22 protein-coding genes are annotated in these 17,186 nt (G+C 45.8%); 20 read left to right on the top strand and 2 right to left on the bottom strand.

Annotated elements, in window-relative coordinates; translation table 11 throughout:
• Positions 1-104 precede the first annotated feature (104 nt).
• Entirely contained in the window at positions 105-458 is a 354-nt protein-coding gene (locus tag JHD45_RS13745) for a hypothetical protein (RefSeq protein WP_199477089.1), read from the bottom strand.
• Between the two features lie 79 nt (positions 459-537).
• On the opposite strand from JHD45_RS13745, the gene umuC reads away from it, so the two are divergent.
• On the top strand, positions 538-1,806 hold the full coding sequence (umuC, locus tag JHD45_RS13740; RefSeq protein ID WP_199477088.1) for a translesion error-prone DNA polymerase V subunit UmuC: 1,269 nt from the start codon (positions 538-540) through the stop codon (positions 1,804-1,806).
• A 4-nt stretch (positions 1,807-1,810) separates the two neighbouring features.
• Here umuC and JHD45_RS13735 read toward each other — a convergent pair whose 3' ends face one another.
• On the bottom strand, positions 1,811-2,590 hold the full coding sequence (locus JHD45_RS13735; protein WP_199477087.1) for a hypothetical protein: 780 nt from the start codon (positions 2,588-2,590) through the stop codon (positions 1,811-1,813).
• Between the two features lie 496 nt (positions 2,591-3,086).
• Here JHD45_RS13735 and JHD45_RS13730 point away from each other — a divergent pair, with 496 nt between their 5' ends.
• The 19 genes from JHD45_RS13730 (at position 3,087) to JHD45_RS13640 (ending at position 17,184) form a co-directional block, all read left to right on the top strand.
• On the top strand, positions 3,087-3,377 hold the full coding sequence (locus JHD45_RS13730; RefSeq protein ID WP_199477086.1) for a phage holin family protein: 291 nt from the start codon (positions 3,087-3,089) through the stop codon (positions 3,375-3,377).
• The gene (locus JHD45_RS13725; protein WP_233407838.1) at positions 3,374-3,892 is read left to right on the top strand and encodes a hypothetical protein; all 519 of its coding nucleotides are present in this window, start codon (positions 3,374-3,376) and stop codon (positions 3,890-3,892) included. Before JHD45_RS13730 ends, JHD45_RS13725 begins: the two co-directional genes overlap by 4 nt.
• A gap of 2 nt (positions 3,893-3,894) precedes the next feature.
• Positions 3,895-4,200 carry a hypothetical protein gene (locus JHD45_RS13720; protein ID WP_199477085.1) on the top strand — a complete coding sequence of 102 codons (306 nt, stop codon included), beginning with the start codon at positions 3,895-3,897 and terminating at the stop codon, positions 4,198-4,200.
• Positions 4,193-4,411, top strand: a complete 219-nt coding sequence (locus JHD45_RS13715) for a hypothetical protein (RefSeq protein ID WP_199477084.1) — start codon at positions 4,193-4,195, stop codon at positions 4,409-4,411. Before JHD45_RS13720 ends, JHD45_RS13715 begins: the two co-directional genes overlap by 8 nt.
• 233 nt (positions 4,412-4,644) lie before the next feature.
• Positions 4,645-5,196: a terminase small subunit gene (locus tag JHD45_RS13710; protein ID WP_199477083.1), complete on the top strand. Its 552-nt coding sequence runs from the start codon at positions 4,645-4,647 to the stop codon at positions 5,194-5,196.
• Positions 5,147-7,138, top strand: coding sequence for a phage terminase large subunit family protein (locus JHD45_RS13705; protein ID WP_199477082.1), 1,992 nt, complete (start codon positions 5,147-5,149; stop codon positions 7,136-7,138). The genes JHD45_RS13710 and JHD45_RS13705 overlap by 50 nt, the downstream gene beginning before the upstream one ends.
• A 2-nt stretch (positions 7,139-7,140) precedes the next feature.
• Complete coding sequence (gpW, locus tag JHD45_RS13700; protein WP_199477081.1) at positions 7,141-7,341, top strand: gpW family head-tail joining protein; 201 nt, start codon at positions 7,141-7,143, stop codon at positions 7,339-7,341.
• Complete coding sequence (locus tag JHD45_RS13695; RefSeq protein WP_233407837.1) at positions 7,338-8,918, top strand: phage portal protein; 1,581 nt, start codon at positions 7,338-7,340, stop codon at positions 8,916-8,918. Before gpW ends, JHD45_RS13695 begins: the two co-directional genes overlap by 4 nt.
• Before the next feature lies 1 nt (position 8,919).
• A complete protein-coding gene (locus JHD45_RS13690) occupies positions 8,920-10,227 on the top strand; it encodes a S49 family peptidase (RefSeq protein ID WP_199477080.1) in 1,308 nt (435 codons plus the stop codon).
• 50 nt (positions 10,228-10,277) lie between these two features.
• Entirely contained in the window at positions 10,278-10,625 is a 348-nt protein-coding gene (locus tag JHD45_RS13685) for a head decoration protein (protein ID WP_199477079.1), read from the top strand.
• Positions 10,626-10,693: 68 nt separating this feature from the next.
• On the top strand, positions 10,694-11,731 hold the full coding sequence (locus JHD45_RS13680) for a major capsid protein (protein ID WP_199477078.1): 1,038 nt from the start codon (positions 10,694-10,696) through the stop codon (positions 11,729-11,731).
• An 80-nt stretch (positions 11,732-11,811) separates the two neighbouring features.
• Positions 11,812-12,282, top strand: coding sequence for a hypothetical protein (locus JHD45_RS13675; RefSeq protein WP_199477077.1), 471 nt, complete (start codon positions 11,812-11,814; stop codon positions 12,280-12,282).
• A gap of 2 nt (positions 12,283-12,284) precedes the next feature.
• Positions 12,285-12,590, top strand: a complete 306-nt coding sequence (locus JHD45_RS13670; RefSeq protein WP_199477076.1) for a hypothetical protein — start codon at positions 12,285-12,287, stop codon at positions 12,588-12,590.
• A gap of 3 nt (positions 12,591-12,593) precedes the next feature.
• Positions 12,594-12,779: a hypothetical protein gene (locus JHD45_RS13665; RefSeq protein ID WP_199477075.1), complete on the top strand. Its 186-nt coding sequence runs from the start codon at positions 12,594-12,596 to the stop codon at positions 12,777-12,779.
• Positions 12,769-13,338 carry a phage tail protein gene (locus JHD45_RS13660; protein ID WP_199477074.1) on the top strand — a complete coding sequence of 190 codons (570 nt, stop codon included), beginning with the start codon at positions 12,769-12,771 and terminating at the stop codon, positions 13,336-13,338. The genes JHD45_RS13665 and JHD45_RS13660 overlap by 11 nt, the downstream gene beginning before the upstream one ends.
• Positions 13,339-13,349: 11 nt before the next feature.
• Positions 13,350-13,733, top strand: coding sequence for a hypothetical protein (locus JHD45_RS13655; RefSeq protein WP_199477073.1), 384 nt, complete (start codon positions 13,350-13,352; stop codon positions 13,731-13,733).
• A 13-nt stretch (positions 13,734-13,746) separates the two neighbouring features.
• Positions 13,747-14,190, top strand: coding sequence for a hypothetical protein (locus JHD45_RS13650; RefSeq protein WP_199477072.1), 444 nt, complete (start codon positions 13,747-13,749; stop codon positions 14,188-14,190).
• A 74-nt stretch (positions 14,191-14,264) separates the two neighbouring features.
• On the top strand, positions 14,265-14,639 hold the full coding sequence (locus JHD45_RS13645) for a hypothetical protein (RefSeq protein WP_199477071.1): 375 nt from the start codon (positions 14,265-14,267) through the stop codon (positions 14,637-14,639).
• A gap of 187 nt (positions 14,640-14,826) precedes the next feature.
• Positions 14,827-17,184 carry a phage tail length tape measure family protein gene (locus JHD45_RS13640; RefSeq protein ID WP_199477070.1) on the top strand — a complete coding sequence of 786 codons (2,358 nt, stop codon included), beginning with the start codon at positions 14,827-14,829 and terminating at the stop codon, positions 17,182-17,184.
• The last annotated feature ends 2 nt before the right edge of the window (positions 17,185-17,186 follow it).

Raw genomic sequence — 17,186 nt, 5'->3', positions numbered from 1 at the left:
CAATACTACTATTTTCCTTCACCGCCGAACAGGCGGCTTAGAAATAAGATCCATTAAGCTGTACTCGCTCAGTGAAAATAGCGTCTATTGGGCGCTATTTTTGCTCATCGAACTCTGTAGTGTTTTTTATGGTAAGCAAGTAGGTCATTGGATAGGTGTTTTGTTACTTTTCCCTGACTGCGTAAGGTATTTTCGTAGTTTCGAATCGTGTGATCTTTAAGTCTTCTTGACCACCATTTCACCTCACATAACATTCTTGATGCTTTAGCGCGTTGGTTATCTGCGTTTTTAGATACCGCTGTTAGCGAGCATTGGGGCGGATCAATGCCTTGTTGGGTGCAGTAATCAATACCTGCTTTTAGTCCTTTGTCATTAATCAGTTTAACGCAATTTCCTGCGTGTGTTTCTGCTGCCTTGATGGCTTCTTTTACGGCATTTTCGACGTCTTCTAATGACATGATGTCAACCTCTCCCTGTTGTTGGTGATTTGTATTATACTGTATATATATACAGTATTTTTCAAGGGCTATTTTTCTCATGAGTGTCTTTGCTTTAGTTGATTGTAATAATTTTTACGCAAGTTGCGAGAAGTTGTTCCGTCCTGACTTGGCGCATGCGCCTGTTGTTGTGTTGTCTAATAACGATGGTTGTGTGGTTGCACGGTCGCGTGAGGTGAAAGCGCTGGGTATTAAAATGGGTGTGCCTGTTTTTCAGTTAAAAGATGAAATCGTCAAGCATGGGATTGTGTGTTTTTCGTCAAACTATGCCTTGTACGCGGATATGTCTAGCCGGGTAATGAATATTCTGGAAGAAGAAGCGCCAAGGCTGGAAGTGTATTCCATCGATGAGGCATTTATGGATTTAACTGGCGTTGATCATGTCACGGATTTGTTGACGTTTGGTAAGCAAGTAAAGGCGAAGGTTGATAAGTGGACGGGTATTACGGTGGGCGTGGGAATTGCGCCAACAAAGACGCTGGCGAAACTGGCCAATCATGCTGCAAAAAAGTACCCCGCAACGGGTTCGGTCGTGGATTTGATGGACCCTAATCGACAAAGGCGTTTGTTGGCATTGGTCGAGGTGGGTGATGTGTGGGGTGTTGGCCGTCGGATCTCTGAGAAACTACGATCAAGGGGAATCAATACGGCGTTGGATTTGGCGAATGCGAATCCTAAAGCCATTCGAAGTGAGTTTTCTGTGGTGTTAGAGCGGACGGTGCAGGAGTTGAATGGGGTGTCTTGCCTTGATCTTGGGTGTGTGCGGCCCACGAAACAGCAGATCATTTGCAGTCGGTCGTTTGGTCATCGTATTACAGAAAAGCAGGAATTACGGGAGGCGATTGCTAAGTATACGACCCGCGCGGCCGAGAAACTACGTGGGGAAAAACGCCTTTGCCGTGTGGTGAATGTGTTCATTCGCACCAGTCCACACGCTAAAGACGAGCCGCATTATGCGAATTCTTTGTCTGTTGAATTGCCTAATCCCACTGACGACACGCGGGATTTGTTGGAAGTCACCGAGGTGTTGTTTCGTCGCATCTGGCGTGCTGGTTTTCGTTATATGAAAGCGGGGGTAATGTTGGCTGATTTCTACGAACACGGCACATATCAACAGGATCTATTTCGAGCAGATGGTATGAAAGCCAATTCAAAAGTGTTGATGAGCGTTGTGGATCAAATCAACCACAGTGGCCTTGGTAACGTTTTCTTTGCTTCGCAGGGTGTGTCACCACAATGGTCAATGAAACGCGAACATTTATCGCCTGCTTATACGACCAGGTGGGAAGACTTGCCTGTGGTGAAGTGAGTAGTCATTTTTGAGTATTATCGATACCATTCAGAGTTAACATTAAAAATTCAATTTCTTTGCGTTGTTCGATCATAAGCTCTTCGTAATTGATAAAATCTTTTTCAGTCATCGACTTTCTATTGTCAATTACTTGATGAAAGCTGATATTGGAAAAGTCCTTATAAAAGCCGAGCTCGTAACATATTGATTCGATTTTATGAGTAAATGTTATTAATTTTTCTTTCGCTTGAAATTTTAAGGAAAAGCTATCTCTTGCAATTTTATTGTATTGTTCTGCTTTTTCTTGGACTTGCTTTGCTTCATTAATTAAATCTTTTTCTTCTTTAATAATTAGTAATCCTTGCTCTTCAGGGTAAATACCGTATGATCCACTTCCAAAGGTTTGGATTTCTCTGTGCAATTCAAGTGCTTTACTTTGTAATACCTCAACATCTCTTATAAAACTTTCAGCTTCCTTAGATCTGAAATTGATTTCTCTATTCAATTGCATAATTTTGTTGTCAATATCATGAGCGCTATATATAGCTTCTTTTAGACGTTTTTTTACTTCCTCAGTGACTTGCGCGTTATGTTGTTCTCTCCACTGCCCGTATGAATATACTGCTAAGGCGAAGACTCCTAGGCTAGCCAAGGACGTAATAACATCAGTAAATTTTATACCTGAAAAATTATTATCGATTGCTAAGCCTATTCCAAGGATAAATGAAAAAAATAAATAAAATATCTGAAACCCAATGTCAGTTTTTGGTGGTTTTGATTGGTATTTCCTGTGTTTGAGCATTTCTTTATCCTAAAATATCCGTCACCATACCGTCACTGTATGGTATTTTATAGTGAGTTAAAAGCCTTATTTTTTAATGGTTTAAATGATGTTACGTTACTTTTCTAATAAGAAAATAAAGTTAGCTTTTCGCGCGCGCAAGGCTTGCGAGAGGGGAAGTTAGGAGGTACATTTTGTTCATGCTCTGAGTTTTGCGCTTGGAGACAACACATTATCAAGAACCCGCCAGTATTTCGTATTGAGCGGGTTTTTTTCGTTTCTGGGGTTTGGAGGTTGTCATGGGTGATTAGCGATTAGTGTTGCTATAGCGTGTTAGGTCGCACGTTTTATCAGTTAGTACCGCATGTGATTTCGACGTATCCCGCATGAGAGCGCCAATTGAGGTAGGGATTAGGTAGGGTTCGCGCCCCTTTAGTGAATAAGTTAGCGTTATTTATCTATTTTTTAGAGCCTCGCATTCGCGGGGCTTTCTTGTTTCTGGAAAGGATCGTTGCTTATGAAACCGTTGCCAGACGATCTTTTGCAGCTTTTGACGTTGGTGGCGGTTGGCGTGATCGGTGGTGCTGTGAAGTATCTAAGAGGGATAGAGCAGGGCGTCAAGAAGTTTACCGCAAGTCATTTGTTTATAGCTGTTTTCACTGGCGGCTTTCTTGGAATGCTCACGATGTTTTTGTGTCGGTCGGCAGGCGTTGACGGCAACTTGACTGGGTTCATGGCGGGCGTTGCTGGGTTGATGGGTGATGAGGCTATTAAGCTGTTTATTAATAGATTTAAACGGGGGCTATGATGAGCGGTTTAAACCTTTCTCAATTCCGTGAATACGTTGTGATGCCTGCGTTACAGCAGATCGGCGCGTACTCATTAGCGGCTGATCAGTTGGTAATGGGGACGCTGTCTCAAGAGTCACACGGCACATACATCAAACAGCTTGGGAAAGGCCCAGCTATGGGGCTGTTTCAGATGGAGCCATTCACTCATAAAGATTTGTGGCTCAAATTTATTAAATACAAGCCTGCATTGTGTGACGCGCTGCTTAATATGACGTCTGACAGTGTTGATGAGAATTACGATGCCTGCGGCTGGCCAGACCATAACGCGTTGGTTTGGAACAATCGATACGCTGCTGCAATGTGTCGTACGCACTATTTAAGAGTGCCGGAAGTATTGCCTAATGCTAATGATATCAGCGGCTTAGCGAGCTATTGGAAACGATTTTATAACACTATCCATGGCGCTGGTGCTATTGACGAGTTCATTAAAAACTTCCCGTACGAACTGTATGGGCTAGAGAGAGAGGTGTGATTATGCGTGTATACCGTATGTTTGTGGAAATGATTGTCATGTTGTTTTTTATGCCGTTTGCTGCTTATGCAGCGGATGCCGTGGCAACCGATAATGGCGGTGTTATCGCCATGATTGTTGGCGCCTTACCTTCACTGGTTGAAATGCTGCCCGCTTGGGTTGGTGTGGTGATTGGTGTGCTGTATGCGGTGGCTCACGCTGTTGCGATGTTGCCCAAGCGCTTTACAGATAGTTGGCCTAATTGGTTGAAAGCATTGATTAATTTGTTAGCCGCTAACTATGGCAAGGCTAAGAATAAAGATGGTTAGTTGGCTGAAATTTCTACTCATTTTGGTTGAATGGGGTGTGCAGTTAAAGAGGCGTGATGATGAAGCACAGAAGCAAGAGCGACTCAATCAAGCGCGCACTGATCCTGCTAACTATCTGCGCCAGTTTGGGCGGGTGCGGCGTAAGCCCGACGAATCAAAGGCAGACATGCACGACAGTGGAGCCAGCGCTGATCAACACGACAGTCAATGACGTGGCGTTCACTGTCCCGATCGATGAGATGGGGCAGTTAACGGCGTATATCGAGCAACTGAGGCAGTGTGCGGGGATTTCTCTACCCTAGTTTAAAAAATAGGTTCTTCTGAGCTAATCAACTGTGTACGGGTCAACTGCGCGCGGGCTTTCTGTATTTACGAAATTTCTGAAAGCTGAAGTTGTTGTTTAGTCGGATTTTTAGTCAGGTTGGTGAAGTTGGTATATTTGGTATGTCGAGCAAGAAAAAAGAGCTTGGGCTCATTAATAAATCAACGCTTGTTGCCAGCCTTGGTATTAGCTCACAAGCCTTTGACAAATGGGGTGTAGAACCCAGAGAGAAACGGGGTCGAGAGAATTTTTACTCTATTCACGATGTTGTGCAAAATCGTGTCGACAATGCCCTTTCTAATGTGTCTAAACCCGGTGTTAAAAAGCCATCTAAAAACCCATCAATAGACCAACTTGGAGAAGAAGTTTTACGCACTGAAAAGCTGGCGGAAGAAGTCAGAGCCCTTAAGTTAAAGAACGATATTTTAGAGGCTCGGTCTATTCCTGTTGATATCGCTGTTGGCGTGTTAACTGGCATCATTTCAGAGCAAGTTACCATCTTAGAAACCATTCCATTGTTAGTAAAACGGCATAATCCAGATATGCCGAGTCACGCTATTGATCAGATTCAGCGTGATATTTCAAAAATAAGCAACATCGCGGCTACTCTCGGAGACAAACTAGATGACACAATCGCTAGTCTTATCGCCGATGCAGAGGGCAAGGTTAAGTAGCGAGTTACGTCGTTCATTAAGCTTTCTGAGAATGAAAGAACCGCTTACGGCGGTTGAATGGGCAGACAGGTATTTTTATCTATCAGCTGAATCCAGCTACATAAAAGGCAAGTGGACAACTCGCCCGTATCAAATCGCCATTTTGAACGCGATGGGCCACTCAGACATTGAGGAGGTGAACTGGGAAAAATCTGCACGGGTTGGTTACACAAAGTTGATTGTTGCGGTGATCGGTTATTTCATCGAGCACAAAGCGCGAAACATTGCACTTTGGCAACCAGATGATGGCGCAAGGGATTCATTTAGTAAAAAACATGTCGACTCGATGATTCGAGACGTTAAACCAGTTCGAGCGATTTTTCCTTGGTTTAACGCAAAGCACAAAAACAACACAATCGCGTCCAAAGTATTCGAGACGCAAAACCAAATTTATTTACTCGGTGGTAAAGCGGCTAAGAATTACCGCGAAATATCCGTCGATGTTGGTATTTACGACGAGCTCTCTAAGTTCGACAACGATGTCGAAAAAGAAGGTTCGCCCTTATCACTAGGTGATAAGCGTCTTGAAGGGTCGGTGTTTAGAAAATCGATAAGAGGCAGTACACCAGGTGAGCATGTCAGTGATGAAGTGCCGTGTCTGATTCATGAAGCAGCAAGCAAAGCCGCGCACTACATGCGCCGTTATATTCCTTGTCCTCATTGCAATGTATTTCAGACTCTAAGTTTTGGTGGTAAAAGCAAAGACTTTGGCCTGATATTTGATGATGAAGGAACGGTTGAGCACAAAGCATCTTCAACACGTTATCGCTGTTCTAGCTGCAAGCAAGACTTCCATTATAAAGATTACATAAAAGCAGATGAAAATGGCTTTTGGGCGAGTGAAGAGGGTCTAAAAACCTACGATGGAATCATCTACTTTGATGATAATGGTGAAGTGGTCCCCGCTCCGCGCTCCATCTCATTCCATTGTTGGTCGGCTTATTCCCACGATTCGCCGTGGTCGCAAATTGTCCGCGACTGGGTGCGTTATCACGGCACCCGTGAAGGTCTTAAGTCCTTTGTAAACACAACACTTGGCGAGGTGTGGGTAGAGGATCAAGGCGGGCTTGAGCCTAATGACTTGTACCGTCGCCGTGAGCATTATGCTGCACAAGTGCCATTTGATGAGTGCATCATCACGCAATCGGTTGATACCCAAGATGATCGTTTTGAGATTGAGACAGTAGCTTGGATAGAAGGCGAAGAGCGATATAGCGTTAAGTTCGAAAAACTCTATGGGGATTTGACTCAGCCGTTTATCTGGAAACAGCTGTATAAGCGCCTTACAGAGCAGTTTAGAACGCCCAACAACTCGATCATTGAACCTACCATTAGTTTTATAGATTCAGGCGGTCATTATACAGACCAAGTTTATGCGTTTTGTAAGCGCAATGGTCCACGGCGTTTCGTTGCAATAAAAGGGGCAAGTACAAAAGGCCGTGCCATCGTCACTTTCCCCAAAAAGCGCAATGAACACGGCGTTTATCTTGCTCTCATTGGCACCGATACGGCGAAAGATACGCTTTATTCTCGACTTATTCAGACGCTCGAAACAGACTCGGCTCATGCAGCAGGCATGTTTCATTGGCCGATTAACGACGAATACAGCTTGCAGTTCTTCGAGCAACTCACGAATGAAAAGCGCAAGCTTAAATATGTCAAAGGTCGTCCTGAAATTGTTTGGGATGCTGGCGGTCGACGTAATGAACCGTGGGATTTGGCGGTTTATAACCTCGCAGCAATTCGCTATTTGCAACAGCGTAAAGGCATTGATCTTTCGCAATACAAAAACACTCAGCGCGTCGATTCCGACGACGAGCAAGACGAAATCGAAGAAACCACTCCGAAGCAATCTGGGCGCTCGCTCAAAGAGATTGCTGCTAGCATGAAAAATAGAGGCTAACCATGACAGTAGACGAACGCATCAGTGAAGCAGAGGACGCGTTACATGAATTAATGCTGGGGCGGCGCGCTGTTACAGTCACTAGAAGTGGTAAAACGGTGACGTTTACTCAAACAAATCGTGTTGATTTGGAGTTATACATTGCCAAGTTAAAGCAATCTAAATCTGGCGCTAGACGCCGCCCAATGAGGCCGTTTCTATGAGTGAAATAAAATTACTCGACCGATACGGTAAACCGATGGCCAGCAGCTACGAAGGGGCTGGGCACGGAACAGCGGGGCAATTGCGAGACTGGCACCCGCAGGCGCGCACTGCCGATGCGGCGATATTGCCAACGCTAGCAGAGGGGAATGCTCGAGCTGACGACATCGTTCGTAATAACGCTTTTGGAGCGAATGCGGTCCAGCTACATGTTGATAACATCGTTGGGCATCTCTTTCGATTGTCTTACAAGCCAAACTCTCGCCGTCTTGGCATCAATGAAGACGATGCGCGCGACTTTGCGAAAGACGTTGAGCAGGTGTGGAAAGAGATCAGCGATGATCCAAACTGTTATCTGGATGCAGAGCGTAAGCGTACCTTTACCATGATGATTCGCGAAGGGGTTGCCACGCATACCCGCTGCGGTGAAATCATGCAAAACCCATTATGGATTGATCGCAAAGATTCGCCTGTAAAAACGGCGTTCCAGATGATCAACCCCATGCAAGTCAGTAACCCAAACGGGATGGATGATACAGACCGTATAAAAGGCGGCATCGAGCAAGATAAATATGGTGCCGCAATCGCGGCCCATGTCCAAGTCTCGTCAAGCATGGGAGTGGGAAACGGTCTTGGTTGGACGTGGCAGCGGATCCCCACTCAAACCCCGTGGGGGCGAACGGGTTTCATTCAGATTTTTGAACCCTCGGCTGCGGGTCAAACCCGTGGTGCTAACCAGTTTTTAACTGTGCTTGAGCAGATGAAAATTCTGCCAAAAATGCAAAATATTAAACTGCAAAACGCAGCGGTGGGAGCCATGTTTGCCGCCACCATTGAAAGTGCGTTGAGTCCTGAAGATGCTTTTGAAGCTCTTGGTGGCTCTGCAGATAGTCAAACATTGCAAAATATTTTGAGTCGTGTTCAGGACTATCATAGCGAAGTAGGACTAAAGCTTGGCGGGGTAACTATTCCTCATCTTTTGCCAAACGAACAGCTTAAACTTCACACATCGGGCAATGTTGATAACGGCTACACCGATCTTGAATCCAGCGTTTTGCGCTGGGGTGCTGCGGGGCTGAATGTTGCTTATGAGCCGTTTTCGAAGGACTGGAAAAACACCTCTTACTCGACTATTCGAGCATCCATTTTGGAAAACTGGCGCTACTTCATGGGGCGTCGAAAAATGATAGCGGCGCGTCTAGCGACCATCATGTTTCGTCTGGTATTTGAAGAGTTCGTACATCGTAAATTAATCACGCTACCGAAAGGGGCGCGTTTTGGTTTGTACGATGGTGGTCTTGCTGCGTGGACAAACTGCGAATGGATCGGAACAGGTCGCATTGCAATTGACGGTCTAAAAGAAGTTAAAGAGGCGGTTTTGCGTATTGAATCAGGTTTATCCAGTTACGAAAAAGAATTTGCCATTATGGGCGAAGATTATCAAGAAACCTTTGCTCAGCAAGTACGCGAAATGAAAGAGCGCAAAGAGGCGGGTTTGCCATCGGCAAGCTGGGCGGCGGCGGAGAAATTTGCACCCGCTGAGCCACAAGAAATAACACCACAAAAGGTAGGGGCGTAACATGCCAACAAACTTAACAAATATTGAGGGCAGATTTCTTAACTCTCCTCTATTTCTAGAGAGAGCAGCAGCGCGCACCTTTTTTTCAACGCTGTCTAAGCAGCTAAACATAAAGCAAATGTTGGATGAAGAAGGTGAGGTGCCGCTTGGTGAGAAGATCCACCTTGCTGCGTCTAGTTTTTCTGTTTCGAGAGAGCATGAGCGATGTTATGAAGTAGTTGATGGTGTCGCCGTTATTCCAGTGTATGGAACCCTGATTAATAAATTAGGCTTTCTAAAGCCATTTTGGGGAATGACCGGCTACGACGGCATTGTTGCGAGGTGTAAGTTCGCCTTAAGTGATGTTGATGTTAAGGGCGTCTTGCTCGATATGAACACTCATGGTGGTGAGGTATCGGGCTGCTTTGATGCTGTTGAAACAATCAAATCTATGTTTGCTGGTTCGGGTAAAGCGCTTTGGGTAATTATTGATGCTATGGCGTGTTCTGCAGGTATGGCGATTGCCAGCGCGGCAGAACGTCGTCTTATCACACAAAGCTCGAAAGCAGGCTCGGTCGGTGTGGTTATGGCGCATCATTCATACGGTGAGTATCTCAAAGAAAGCGGAATAGAAGTGACATTAATACACTCAGGTTCGCATAAAGTGGAAGGCAACCCATACGAATCTTTGCCAAAAAATGTGCTTGCTGATTTTCAAGCAAGCACAGATAAGCTACGCGATGAATTCGCTACGCTTGTTGCTGTAAACATGGGCCTTTCAAAAGAGGCTGTTTTAGCCACTGAGGCGGCGGTGTATCGCGGCCAAGAGGCCATCGATATCGGCTTTGCTGATCAACTGGTAAACGGCAACGAGGCAATAGCCATCTTTGCTGATTACTTAAAAAAACAATCTAAAACAACTTTATCAGGAGTGACTATGTCAGCCCAACCAAACGCAACACAAACAGCGGAAACGCAACCAGAATCAGCGCCAGTAGCGACGAACCCAGTGACAGAACCTGTTGCCACTGCGCCAGCCGTAGACGAAAAGGCGCGTATTGAAGGCATCCTAACGAGTGCGGAAGCCAAAGGCCGCGAAGCGCAAGCTAATCATTTGGCATTCAAAACAAGCATGAGCGTTGAGGATGCTGTATCTCTATTAGCTACCGCACCGATCGCTGCTGCTTCACCAGAAGCTCACGGCACCAAACTCGATGAGCTAATGGCATCTCATCAAAACCCAGTGATTGAGACGGGGCCAGAAGGTTCGGCAGAAGTAAGTGAGGTTGATCAAATTATGGCGGCATACAACATGGCGCGCGGAGAATAGCTTCACATTCTGATTTACTTTTTCAAACCCTTTTATTGGAGATAGTCACCATGGCTAAAGAAACTTATACACCAAACCAAGAGCTAGCAGGCTCAGAACAGCCGCACTTTGCCTCCGCAACAGTGGAAAGTGGTATCACATGTGCTCGATTGACGCCACTTGGTCAAGTTACGGCAACAGGCTCGCTAGCAATTTGGGCACCTGGGGCAAGTGATGGCTCAGAGAAAGCCGTTTATTTGGCAGGCTATGCAGTTGATACGTCAGGGGGGGCAAAACGACACAAAGTTATTAAATCCGGTCACTGGAATAGTGACGCGATTCAATGGCCAGATGGAACAACCGACTTACAAAAAGCCCTTGCCTTTGTTGGTACGCCAATCAGTCACGAAACGCTTTAATCCTCCCTTCAAATCTTACATAAACCCTTTTTTTAAATTTAATGCCGTTTGCTCGGTAGGAGACTGCTATGTCTTTATATTCTACAACAACGCTTTTAGGTGTGAAAAAAAATCAAAAGCCATTTACTAGCTTTTTTAAAACGCTCTTTTTTAGTCGCGAATCATTTTCTGATTCTGAAAAGGTCGCCATTGATGAAGTGGTGCCAAACCTTCGATTAGCCCCATTTGTATCACCAATGGTTGCGGGAAAGGTTCGCAAGCAAGACGGTTATTCGACAACCTTATATGCTCCGCCTTACTTAAAACCTAAAGATGTGGTTAACCCTAAAAAGATGCAGTCTCGTATGGCGGGTGAAGCATTGAATGGCTCAATGACCGCAGCTCAGCGTCTTAATGCCACGGTTGCGTTTTTGTTGGATGACCAAGAAAAGGCGATTGAACGTACAGAAGAAAAAATGTGCGTCGATGCTGTTCTGACAGGTAAATTCATCGTAGAAGATTCAGAAGAGCATGAAGCGATGGAGGTTGACTATAGTCGTTCGGCTAGCAACAACGTTGCTCTTGTTGGTGCTGCACGTTGGTCTCAGCTAGATAAAGACACAACGGATATGGCAACCATCATTAATGATTATGCTGAGCTGTCTAGCGGCCTAGCAAGCATCATTATTTTTGATAAAAAGGCGTTTTCTCTATTTACTAAATTCAAAGGCGTTCAAGACTCTTTAAACAAGACTGTGGCAAATGGCGATAGCGATATCATGTTAGCGCCACAGCTTAAGCGTGAAGTTCAGTTTAAGGGGCGTTATGGCGAGTATGCCATTTATGTTTATGCTGGTTACTACGAGTTAGAAAACAAAACTAAAAAGTACTTTATGCCAGACAACACCATGGTTTTGGCTCCAGCCCAGTATGATGGCGTGATGGCCTATGGCGCTATTCAAGATGTTGAGGCGGGGTCAGACGGTATGGCCATGGTTAAGCGTTGGCCGAAAAGCTGGATTACTCCAGAACCAAGCGCACGCTACTTAATGACCCAGTCTGCACCTTTGCCAATTATGCCGGATGCGGATGAATTTGTTGTGGTTACGGTCGACGGTCCAGTATAACCATCCCTAAGAATTAACACGAAAAGAGGCGCTTAATTGCGCCTTTTTCGTTTCTGTCATTTGAAAAGTTAGGAGTCACCATGACTGCGAAAAAGATAAGCGCCACAGCCAAGGCTACAGCTCAAAAAACAGCAGCAGAAATCAAGGCCGACGAAATTGCGGCCATGATGGGGGATGATATTGAAACGCCAGCCACTCAAAAGCCAACCCCACCGCCAACTCTAAAAGGTGCGGTTAAGCCCGAACTAGAAGCCGAAGAAAAGACGCCTGAAGAAACCGAAGATCAGACCGAAATAGTCGATCAAACGGGCAATGAAAGCGGTGATGAAAATGATGGCCTTGATACGGATGAAGGTGAATCCGACGATGAGCAACCTGAATTCCAGCATGCCAAAGTTGGCCACATGGTCATTCTTTCTAAAACCATTCATACCAAAGACGCCAGCGGTAATGATGTGAAATTCATCGCGTCAAAAGACCCTCAAGACCTGGGTGAGTACTCTGAAATGGCGATCAAGGCAGGTTGTGCTAAACCGCACAAAGCGGGTTAGTCATGGCTGATCCATTTTCCGAATTAGACGCTGTGATTCACGCGCAACTGGGGGCGGATTTCATTGTTGAGCGTGCGAATGCTCCTACGGGCGACACGGTGCGCATTTGCATAGATGAAAGCCCCGATGAGAACCACTACGGTGGGAACCGAGCACCAAACGTCCAAGTTATTGGTGAAATATTGCCCATCGATTATGCCAAAGTGCGCGAGGGGGATTATCTCAGTGATAGCGAAAGCCGCTACAAAATCACAGAGATCATGCCCGCTGTCGAAGGCAGTAAAGACCTCTATTTGAAAAAGGTGTAAATCATGAAAGTTAAATTACATTCCACGTCTGATGTCATCATTAATGACAAAGTAGAGACGCTAAAAGCGGGTGAGCATAACGTATCTGACCATGTTGCCCGAAAGTTAATTAAAAATGGGGTGGCAAGTGAAGTGTTGGCCACCCCAGTAAAAGCCACGAAAACCAAGGCTTCGGGCGATGAAACTTAAAGGTATCGATAAGTTTCAGCGAAAGCTAAAACGAATCGGTGGTACAGAGCTGCGACGCGCAGCGTCTTCGGCACTAAACAAAACGGGGGCACTGGCCAGAACTCGTATTATAAAAGGGGTAGCGGCGTCAGCTAAGGTGCCAGTTGGTCAAGTTCGTAAGCGTGTTTATTTGGCTCGATCAACAGCCAGAACGCTAAAAATTGTTCAAATTGGCTACGCTAGGCCCATTAGTCTCGTTGCGTTAATAAGAAACCCAATGCCGGACCAAGGGCAGCGCCGCAAACGTCAGCTAAGAGTGAATAAGAAGGCGTACCCCAACGCCTTTATTCGCCAAGGTGTTGGCGGTAAAACTCAAGTATTCGAGCGAAATGGAAAAAAAGGACGGCAAGGAAAAGGCCGCTGGGCAAAATATAAAAACTTAGAGCGATTGGACAAAGTAGGTATTGAAATACAGCCAACCGTTGAGAAGGTGCTTCCGAAAGTGCAACGACGAGTCTATAACGCCAATTTTCGGCGTCTTTTTGCTCATGAATATAATTTCCGCCTGTCTAAACTCTAAGCGAGTCCACCATGTTTGATCAGTTACAGCCAATTCGAGAGGCGTTGGTCGCCGCGATTGAAGAGCTGGGCGTTGACGTGTTCGCTCAGCGAAAAATTCCAGAAGATGACATCAAAGACGATCGATTTGTCGCCCTTAGCCTGCCTCGATCCGATGATGACAGCGATGGTGTGAGTGAATCATGGCTGATAACCATGGTTTTGGGAGTCTATATTTCCAACCCTGCGACCGATGCCGCTTTGGAATCGTTTGCTAGTCAAGTCATTGAGCAAATCAAGAATAGTGCGGCGCTTAATGCGCTGGTGTCCGGTGTTCTGTTTGCTGGACATGAATACCCAGAAGAGCAAGGTGAGGCGTTCGCCTCGCTCGATATTCAATACACCCTTTATTTATAACTAGGAGAAACTCATGATACCAACAGTAGTGAGTGAAAGAGCAAAAGTCGGTGCGGGCACAGAGCTGCAAATGAATTATGGCACACCAGAATCCCCGGAGTGGCGATTACTAAAGGGCGTCGCTTCGTCTGGCGACTGGGGATATGATCAAGACTTTCAAGACGATACGGACATCTCTGAAATTGATCACACGTACGTGCCCGGGGATGCCAAAGCAAAAGAAATTCTCGTCACTATGAAGCACATGCCAGGTGATACGGATCAAAAAGCCTTTCTTGATAAATCCAATGCGAATGAAGAAGTTCAGCTTCGTAAAGTGTATACCACGGGGTTTACGCAAACAGGCACATTTTTACTGTCTAAGCCTTATTATTCCGATCCAACCCGATCAGACTTTGGCAAAGTCTCCGTTAAAGCCACACCCCAGCTAGGGCTCACTGATGGCACCATCGTTTAATGCATTCACCTAAAGAAAAGGCCGCTGTTTGCGGCCTTTTCTTTATTCAAAGACATCCTTTTAGAGAAAATATCATGAAATCTCTCGATACACTTAAACGCATTTCAATTAAGCGAAGCACGGAAATTGAGGGGCAAGTCTTTCCCATGCACGAATTTGTGGCTTCGGAATGGGATTTGATCGTACAGCCTGTTCGTTACCCAAAAAGTGATATGGAAATTGAAGAAATGATAGAAGCGGGTCTCAACGTCATTATTGTGGGTATGGAAGGCCAAGGCTATGTACCAACGCAAGAAGATCGAGACGCACTGAACAAAATTCTATCAAAAGGCGTTTTGCGCGAATACATGCACCGCCTCTGTCAGTTAAATGATTTTGGTATTGATACGGTGCGAGAAGCGGAAAAAAACTACGCAGCAGCCCAATCAAGCGCTACGAAACAGAGCTAGCCATTCGATTGGGCTGCACGCCAAGACAAATCAATACCATTTTAACAGCAAGTGAAAAGGCCGAAATGATCGCGCATATCATGATGGATAACGGTGGCACATTAGACCCTGACATCATTGAGCAAATGGAACTAGAAGAACATGAGCAAGCAGCGAAAGCGCATTTTGGTATGAATTAGAGGTCAATATGGGTGCAGCAATAGACAAAATTCAAGCCGAGATTACCCTCAATGACAACGGCTTTCTTGATGCAATTGATAGAGTAGATAAGCGAACCGTTAAATACAAAAAAGCCGCGAACGATGCCAAGGTAGGAAATGAAGCGCTTGCGGGGTCCTTTCGCAGTGTGGCGCAGGGTATTGCGGTAGTAGATGGCCCCTTTGGTGGTGTTGCTTCTCGTGTTTCCTCTGTCAGCAGTCTAATAAATGGGACGACGCTGGCGGTTGTAGGCTTTGGTGCGGCATTGGCTGCTACGGGTGTGATCGCAGCGAAAGCCATTAGTGCAGGCCAAGATTTGGAGCAGCAGCTTTACAAGCAGCAGGCCATACTAAGAGCAACCGGCTTTGCGGCAGGCTGGAATGCTGAGCAGCTTGATCAAATGGCACGACAAACGGCTTTTGCAACGTTGGCCAGCGTAAAAGACATTCGAGAAGCGCAAAACGTCATGCTGACGTTTAAAAGTGTGCAGAAAAGTGTCTTTGTCGAAGCGGTAAATCTTTCTCAAGATCTTGCTGTTGTAATGGGTGGCACTGCCGCGAGTAATGCCAAAATGCTGGGGAAAGCATTAGAAGACCCTATCGCGGGTATAACCGCTATGTCTCGAGCCGGAGTATCGTTTACTCAGTCTCAAAAAGACGCCATCAAAGCCATGGTGGAAACAGGCAACAAGGCCGAAGCTCAGCGCACCATATTGGCTGAGTTGCAAAAGCAAGTGGGGGGAACGGGGGCTGGTGAAGCGTCAGGTTTGTCTGGGTCTCTTGATACACTGGGACAAAATTTTGAAACGCTTTATGAAAACATTAATAAAGCCACAGGCGCCTCAAAAGGCTTTGAAATTGTCGTTAAAGGCTGGAATGAAATTATTGCTCGTGCTGTAGACGCGACCGCAGAAGACCCAATTGGCGTCAAACTGTCTAAACTGTTTCAGAAGCGTCTAGAGTTACAGCACAAAGCGAATGATGCTCAGAATAAGCTAATGCATGATCAATACATGGAAGAATATGCGGCAGTCACTAAGCAAATGAATGCACTTGAAGCATTACAGAAAAAAAACGCCCAAAAGGGCATGGCAGAATATCAAAAAGGTGTGGAAACTCGCCGTCAACTTGAGCAGCAAGCAGCGGATAATATACGAAAAGCCAAGGAAGCGGCAGGGGCAAAATCCCTTGCTACGATTGACACTCAGCTCGCTAGTGAACAAGAGAAAATTACTAATGCATACGTGAAGCGGCGTGCCGAAGTTGATAGCTTGGTGTTATCCGAAGAAGAGGTCAAAAAGCGAGGGTATAAAAGCCTAGCAGCGCTGCGTCTGGGTTACCAAGTTAAGCTAGACGACCAGTATCAAAAAGAGCTGAATGCCCTCAACGAAAAGCTAAGCAAAGAGCAACAGGCTAAAGATGCGGCTGAACAGCGAGATAAGGAACGCTTAGCGCGTCAAAAAGAACGCTCGTTAGCGTATTTCAGCAAAATTGATGATCAGTATGCTCAAAGCTTTCTTTCAAAAGAAGCTTATGAGAATCGAGATTATCAAAAAACGCTGGATAAAATGGCGAGTGAGCGTCAGGCGCTGGTTGATCAAAATGCCTGGTCAGCGGCGGATCAAGCAAGCTATGACAAAACTGCAGAAAATGCGAAATCTCTGCATGAGAAAAAACTGACTGACATTCAAAAAGCAGAGCATCAGGAACGGATTGATGCGCAGCGTGACTTTGCTAATATCTTTGTGGGAATGGCAGACAGCAAGAACAAAGAGCTCGCAGCGATCGGTAAAGCGGCAGCTATATATAATATTGGTATATCGACTGCTGAGGGTGTTATGGATGCGTGGGCAACTTCGATGCAGCTTGGGCCAATTGCAGGGCCAATAGTCGGCGGAATCTTATCGGCGGCACTCATTGGTTACGGTGCAGAGCAGATGGCGAATGTTAAAAGCCAAAAATACCACACTGGGGGGATCGCGGGGCAGGCGTCAGACAACTTCGGCGCCATGCTAAAGAGTGGTGAAATCAATGCCACTTTAATGCGGGGCGAGGAAATCTTAACAACGGACGACCCACGCCACCGTAATAATTTAGTGGGTGATGTTTATGAATCCAGCTCGTTAAACTCATCATCATCTAATGTTCTGAGTGTTGGCGACATCTATATCAAAATCGATGCAGCAGGGTCTCAAGACCCAAACGCCTTGGCTCAAGTCGTTGGTCAGCAAATCAATGCAACACTGAATCGGTTTGTTAACTCGTCGAGTTTTCGAAATGCTACGGTTGGCGCCGTGAGTAAATATGCTAAGCAAAATTCAGGGCGCATACCCGGTGTTAGGGTGTAAGA

The organism is Marinomonas spartinae (assembly GCF_016461715.1).
In the GTDB taxonomy this organism is placed as follows: Bacteria; Pseudomonadota; Gammaproteobacteria; order Pseudomonadales; family Marinomonadaceae; genus Marinomonas; species Marinomonas spartinae_A.
The sequence above is the reverse complement of the archived record's forward strand: the minus strand, read 5'-3'. Positions and strand labels throughout refer to the sequence as shown.

What these genes read in the sequence shown, in the direction of transcription:
- JHD45_RS13745 (WP_199477089.1), bottom strand. Translation starts at nt 458, where the DNA reads ATGTCATTAGAAGACGTCGAAAATGCCGTAAAAGAAGCCATCAAGGCA.
- umuC (WP_199477088.1), top strand. Translation starts at nt 538, where the DNA reads ATGAGTGTCTTTGCTTTAGTTGATTGTAATAATTTTTACGCAAGTTGC.
- JHD45_RS13735 (WP_199477087.1), bottom strand. Translation starts at nt 2,590, where the DNA reads ATGCTCAAACACAGGAAATACCAATCAAAACCACCAAAAACTGACATT.
- JHD45_RS13730 (WP_199477086.1), top strand. Translation starts at nt 3,087, where the DNA reads ATGAAACCGTTGCCAGACGATCTTTTGCAGCTTTTGACGTTGGTGGCG.
- JHD45_RS13725 (WP_233407838.1), top strand. Translation starts at nt 3,374, where the DNA reads ATGATGAGCGGTTTAAACCTTTCTCAATTCCGTGAATACGTTGTGATG.
- JHD45_RS13720 (WP_199477085.1), top strand. Translation starts at nt 3,895, where the DNA reads ATGCGTGTATACCGTATGTTTGTGGAAATGATTGTCATGTTGTTTTTT.
- JHD45_RS13715 (WP_199477084.1), top strand. Translation starts at nt 4,193, where the DNA reads ATGGTTAGTTGGCTGAAATTTCTACTCATTTTGGTTGAATGGGGTGTG.
- JHD45_RS13710 (WP_199477083.1), top strand. Translation starts at nt 4,645, where the DNA reads ATGTCGAGCAAGAAAAAAGAGCTTGGGCTCATTAATAAATCAACGCTT.
- JHD45_RS13705 (WP_199477082.1), top strand. Translation starts at nt 5,147, where the DNA reads ATGACACAATCGCTAGTCTTATCGCCGATGCAGAGGGCAAGGTTAAGT.
- gpW (WP_199477081.1), top strand. Translation starts at nt 7,141, where the DNA reads ATGACAGTAGACGAACGCATCAGTGAAGCAGAGGACGCGTTACATGAA.
- JHD45_RS13695 (WP_233407837.1), top strand. Translation starts at nt 7,338, where the DNA reads ATGAGTGAAATAAAATTACTCGACCGATACGGTAAACCGATGGCCAGC.
- JHD45_RS13690 (WP_199477080.1), top strand. Translation starts at nt 8,920, where the DNA reads ATGCCAACAAACTTAACAAATATTGAGGGCAGATTTCTTAACTCTCCT.
- JHD45_RS13685 (WP_199477079.1), top strand. Translation starts at nt 10,278, where the DNA reads ATGGCTAAAGAAACTTATACACCAAACCAAGAGCTAGCAGGCTCAGAA.
- JHD45_RS13680 (WP_199477078.1), top strand. Translation starts at nt 10,694, where the DNA reads ATGTCTTTATATTCTACAACAACGCTTTTAGGTGTGAAAAAAAATCAA.
- JHD45_RS13675 (WP_199477077.1), top strand. Translation starts at nt 11,812, where the DNA reads ATGACTGCGAAAAAGATAAGCGCCACAGCCAAGGCTACAGCTCAAAAA.
- JHD45_RS13670 (WP_199477076.1), top strand. Translation starts at nt 12,285, where the DNA reads ATGGCTGATCCATTTTCCGAATTAGACGCTGTGATTCACGCGCAACTG.
- JHD45_RS13665 (WP_199477075.1), top strand. Translation starts at nt 12,594, where the DNA reads ATGAAAGTTAAATTACATTCCACGTCTGATGTCATCATTAATGACAAA.
- JHD45_RS13660 (WP_199477074.1), top strand. Translation starts at nt 12,769, where the DNA reads ATGAAACTTAAAGGTATCGATAAGTTTCAGCGAAAGCTAAAACGAATC.
- JHD45_RS13655 (WP_199477073.1), top strand. Translation starts at nt 13,350, where the DNA reads ATGTTTGATCAGTTACAGCCAATTCGAGAGGCGTTGGTCGCCGCGATT.
- JHD45_RS13650 (WP_199477072.1), top strand. Translation starts at nt 13,747, where the DNA reads ATGATACCAACAGTAGTGAGTGAAAGAGCAAAAGTCGGTGCGGGCACA.
- JHD45_RS13645 (WP_199477071.1), top strand. Translation starts at nt 14,265, where the DNA reads ATGAAATCTCTCGATACACTTAAACGCATTTCAATTAAGCGAAGCACG.
- JHD45_RS13640 (WP_199477070.1), top strand. Translation starts at nt 14,827, where the DNA reads ATGGGTGCAGCAATAGACAAAATTCAAGCCGAGATTACCCTCAATGAC.